Genomic DNA, 3513 nt, shown 5'->3' with positions numbered 1-3513 from the left:
CCCTGCGTGGCTGCGACCCTGTTTGACACCGCGAAGCCACGCAGGGCGTGGCTCTACGCCCGGTCGAGCGCGCTGCGGTGGCCGTTGACGTTGGCGCTGAGCTTTTCCGCGAGAGCCTCGCGCGCCTGCCGCCCACCGGCGCGAACGCCTTCCAGCTCGGCAGCGGTGATCAGCACCACCGGCACCAGCGAGACCGGCGACAACGGCATATCGCGCACGTCGGTGGCGAAGTCGGGCAGCGGCCCCCCGACCAGCACGCCCACGGCGTCATCCTCGGTCACGTAGGCGGGCGGGAGCTGTGCGATCAGGTGGGCTGACTCGCTCGCCCCGGGCAGTTCAAGCGACAGCACACCGTAACGCTCCAGCTGTGCGGCGATGCCACCCGCATTCGCCACCGTGGTGGCGACCGTGCGCAGGATGTCGAACGCCCAGCTCCTGGCGTAAGCGGTGACTTCTGCCTGCCTGGCCTGCAGCGCATCAGGCAGGTGCGCGGTTTCCAGGAACAGCTCCAGGCCGAAGCCGTTGCCCATGCCCTCGACGTCGTCGAACGGGTCAGACAGCCCTTCGGTGGCCAGGATCACACTGTCCGGACGATGCACGACGCGATAGGCCTGGCGAGTCGACGGCCACGCGGGCCCGCCCAGTAACTGCGGGCTGATCACGTGCCCGATGACATCACGCTCGATCGTGCCGATGGACTGCCAATGGCGGTCGAGGGCCAATGCACCGGCTTCGCGCGCAGCGGCGTTGGGGTCGACCTCTACCTGGGGCACTTCAGCCGGGGCCGGATGGGAGACGGGCTTCTGCTCGCCGAGGCCAAACAACTTCTTCAGAAAACGCATGGATTCTTCCTTCCGTAGAGCCACGCCCTGCGTGGCTGCGACCCTGTTTGACACCGCGAAGCCACGCAGGGCGTGGCCCTACGTCAGTCCTTCTTTTTCAGCAACATTTCCAGCGCCTTGCCGACCGCCGCAAAGGCAAACGCACCGGTGATGTGCGTGGCCGCGCCGAGGCCAGCACCGCAATCGAGCTTCAGTGCCGCATCCGCGCCCAGTTGCGGGCGCAGGCCACAAACGGTGCCGTCGGCCTGCGGATACTTCACGTTTTCCAGCGAGTAGATCGCCGGCACGCCGAAATAGCGCGACGCGTTCTTCGGGAAATTGAAGTCACTGCGCAGCTTCTTGCGGATCAACGCGAGCATGGCGTCGTGCTCGGTGCGCGACACGTCGCGTACCCGCACCAGGGTCGGGTCGGTACGACCACCGGCCGCACCGACGGTCAGGATCGGCAGCTTGCGGCGACGGCACCAGGCAATGGTTTCCACTTTCACCCGGAAGCTGTCGCAGGCGTCGATCACCAGGTCGAAGCCACGGTCCAGCAGTTCCTCCATGTTGCCCACGGTGAGGAAGGCCGCCACCGGGTCGACCTCGATGTCTGGATTGATCGCGCGGCAGCGCTCGGCCATGGCCTCGGCCTTGTTGCGGCCGTACATGCCTGCCAGCGCCGGCAGCTGCCGGTTGGTATTGGAGACACAGATGTCATCGGCGTCGATCAGGGTCAGGTGCCCCACCGCAGTGCGCGCCAGAGCCTCCACGATCCAGGACCCCACGCCGCCCATGCCGACCACCGCCACCCGGCGGCGCGACAGCAGGTCCACGGTGCCTACCCCGTACAACCGGTCGATGCCGGCAAAGCGTTCACGCAATACGTCGTTCATGGAGCGCATTTTAGACGCCCGGGTGCGCTGATTCATCTGCCAGCCACGAAATCCTGTCGGGATTGGCGTCCTGTTCACACTGCGCAGGACAGGATCGCCCCATGCGCACCAGACGCATGCAACCACCCGATCTGGCCAGGAGAACCCTCATGAAAATCCAACTTATTGCTGCCGCTGCCGTGGCCACTGTCGCACTGGCCGGCTGTGCCACCTCGCCGGGCTATGGCGGTGGCGGTTACAACAATGGCGGTTACAACAACGGCTATGGCAACAGCGGCGGCTACAACCAGTCGCGCTGCGCTGACTGTGGCATCGTGACCCGCATCAACACCGTGGCCTCCGGCCGCACCGCCCCCGCCGCCACTGGCGCGATCCTGGGCGGCATCGTCGGTGCGGTGGCCGGCCATGAAATCTCCGACCACACCGGCGGCAGCAAGGGCAACCAGAATGTGGCCGCTGCAGCGGGTGCCATCGGCGGCGCGCTGGCCGGCAACCAGATCCAGAAGAACGTCACCAGCGACACCTACGACATCACCGTGCGCATGGATGACGGCCGCACCATCGTGGTCAACCAGCGTGACCTCGCCGGCATCCGCGAGAACACCTATGTGCGCGTGGTCAACGGCCGGGTGGTGCTGCGCTGAGCCGCAGCCGCCCTGCCCCGTCCGCAAAAAAAGAGGCCCGCTTGCGCGGGCCTCTTTTCATTCTGCTGCAGCAGATCGACCTCAGGCCGGATCGACTGCGTCCGCCTGCAGGCCCTTCTGGCCCTGCACCACGGTGAAGGTGACCTTCTGGCCTTCCTTCAGGCTCTTGAAGCCCTGCGACTGGATCGCGCGGAAATGCACGAACACGTCTTCGCCGTTCTCGCGGCTGATGAAGCCAAAGCCCTTGGCATCATTGAACCACTTCACGGTACCGGTTTCACGCTCAGCCATCTCACTTACTCCCTGGGGATCTTTGCTTTGTCGTTGGATACGCCCGGTTGGGCGGCTGACAGCAAGGGGGGAAGCGAGGTGCGTAGATGCATCTGGACGAATCTAGCATCATCAGGCCACGATCCACGGTGACCTTGCCAAGCTCAGCGCCTGCAACTTAACCCGAGCAAAATCAAAAAGCAACATATCAAAATCGAATATGTCAACCCTATTTCCAAAACCGTACGGTACAGAATGGACCCTTCATTCATCTTTTACCTGCTAGCCGTCGTTCTGGTGCTCGTTGGCATCGCGGGGATCATCCTGCCCGCCCTGCCCGGCATTCCACTGGTGTTCGCCGGGCTGCTGGCGGCCGCGTGGACCGATGGCTTCCGCCATGTCGGCTGGGTGCCGCTGACGGTGCTGGGGTTGCTGACCCTGCTCTCGTTCGTGGTCGACATCCTGGCCACGGTGGTGGGGGCCAAGCGGGTGCAGGCCAGCAGCAAGGCACTGTGGGGCACCTTCATCGGCAGCATCGTGGGGCTGTTCTTCATGCCGATCGGGCTGTTCGCCGGCCCCCTGCTGGGCGCACTGGCCGGCGAGTACTGGCATACCCGCGAGCTGGGCCGCTCGACCAAGGTCGGCCTGGCCACGTGGATGGGCATCCTGCTCGGGGTCGCACTGAAGCTGGCCATCGTGATCGCGATGCTGGGCATCTTCGCGTTCTCGTGGTTCTTCTGACTGGCGCACGGGTCCCCATGTGCGCTGGCCGGTGCGCACTGGCTGACCGGAACCGTATCCGCGCGTTGGGTGGCCGTAGAGCCGGGCTTGCCCGGCTGCTGTTGGCGGGAGCCATCGGGCGAAGAGCAGCCGGGCAAGCCC

At 65.3% G+C, this 3513-nt stretch carries 5 protein-coding genes; 2 read left to right on the top strand and 3 right to left on the bottom strand.

The genetic code is table 11. The features are described from left to right. Positions 1 to 53: 53 nt before the first annotated feature. Both QMX83_RS20765 and QMX83_RS20760 read right to left on the bottom strand, forming a co-directional pair. Positions 54 to 842: a suppressor of fused domain protein gene (locus QMX83_RS20765; protein ID WP_282298519.1), complete on the bottom strand. Its 789-nt coding sequence runs from the start codon at positions 840 to 842 to the stop codon at positions 54 to 56. 83 nt (positions 843 to 925) lie between these two features. Beyond that, positions 926 to 1717 (bottom strand): tRNA threonylcarbamoyladenosine dehydratase, encoded by a 792-nt coding sequence (locus QMX83_RS20760; RefSeq protein WP_282298518.1) that lies wholly within the window; start codon positions 1715 to 1717, stop codon positions 926 to 928. A gap of 149 nt (positions 1718 to 1866) precedes the next feature. Between QMX83_RS20760 and QMX83_RS20755 the strand changes: the two genes are divergently transcribed. Next, positions 1867 to 2361 (top strand): glycine zipper 2TM domain-containing protein, encoded by a 495-nt coding sequence (locus QMX83_RS20755; RefSeq protein WP_282298517.1) that lies wholly within the window; start codon positions 1867 to 1869, stop codon positions 2359 to 2361. A gap of 81 nt (positions 2362 to 2442) precedes the next feature. On the opposite strand, the gene QMX83_RS20750 is transcribed toward QMX83_RS20755, so the two are convergent. Beyond that, positions 2443 to 2652: a cold-shock protein gene (locus tag QMX83_RS20750; protein ID WP_282298516.1), complete on the bottom strand. Its 210-nt coding sequence runs from the start codon at positions 2650 to 2652 to the stop codon at positions 2443 to 2445. A gap of 234 nt (positions 2653 to 2886) precedes the next feature. On the opposite strand from QMX83_RS20750, the gene QMX83_RS20745 reads away from it, so the two are divergent. Further along, positions 2887 to 3372 (top strand): DUF456 domain-containing protein, encoded by a 486-nt coding sequence (locus tag QMX83_RS20745; protein WP_282298515.1) that lies wholly within the window; start codon positions 2887 to 2889, stop codon positions 3370 to 3372. Positions 3373 to 3513 lie beyond the last annotated feature (141 nt).

This window comes from Stenotrophomonas sp. PS02289, assembly GCF_029960115.1.
In the GTDB taxonomy this organism is placed as follows: domain Bacteria; phylum Pseudomonadota; class Gammaproteobacteria; order Xanthomonadales; family Xanthomonadaceae; genus Stenotrophomonas.
The sequence above is the reverse complement of the archived record's forward strand: the minus strand, read 5'-3'. Positions and strand labels throughout refer to the sequence as shown.

Excerpts from the sequence above, each read along its gene's own strand:
- QMX83_RS20765 (WP_282298519.1), bottom strand. The coding sequence starts at position 842 with ATGCGTTTTCTGAAGAAGTTGTTTGGCCTCGGCGAGCAGAAGCCCGTC.
- QMX83_RS20760 (WP_282298518.1), bottom strand. The coding sequence starts at position 1,717 with ATGAACGACGTATTGCGTGAACGCTTTGCCGGCATCGACCGGTTGTAC.
- QMX83_RS20755 (WP_282298517.1), top strand. The coding sequence starts at position 1,867 with ATGAAAATCCAACTTATTGCTGCCGCTGCCGTGGCCACTGTCGCACTG.
- QMX83_RS20750 (WP_282298516.1), bottom strand. The coding sequence starts at position 2,652 with ATGGCTGAGCGTGAAACCGGTACCGTGAAGTGGTTCAATGATGCCAAG.
- QMX83_RS20745 (WP_282298515.1), top strand. The coding sequence starts at position 2,887 with ATGGACCCTTCATTCATCTTTTACCTGCTAGCCGTCGTTCTGGTGCTC.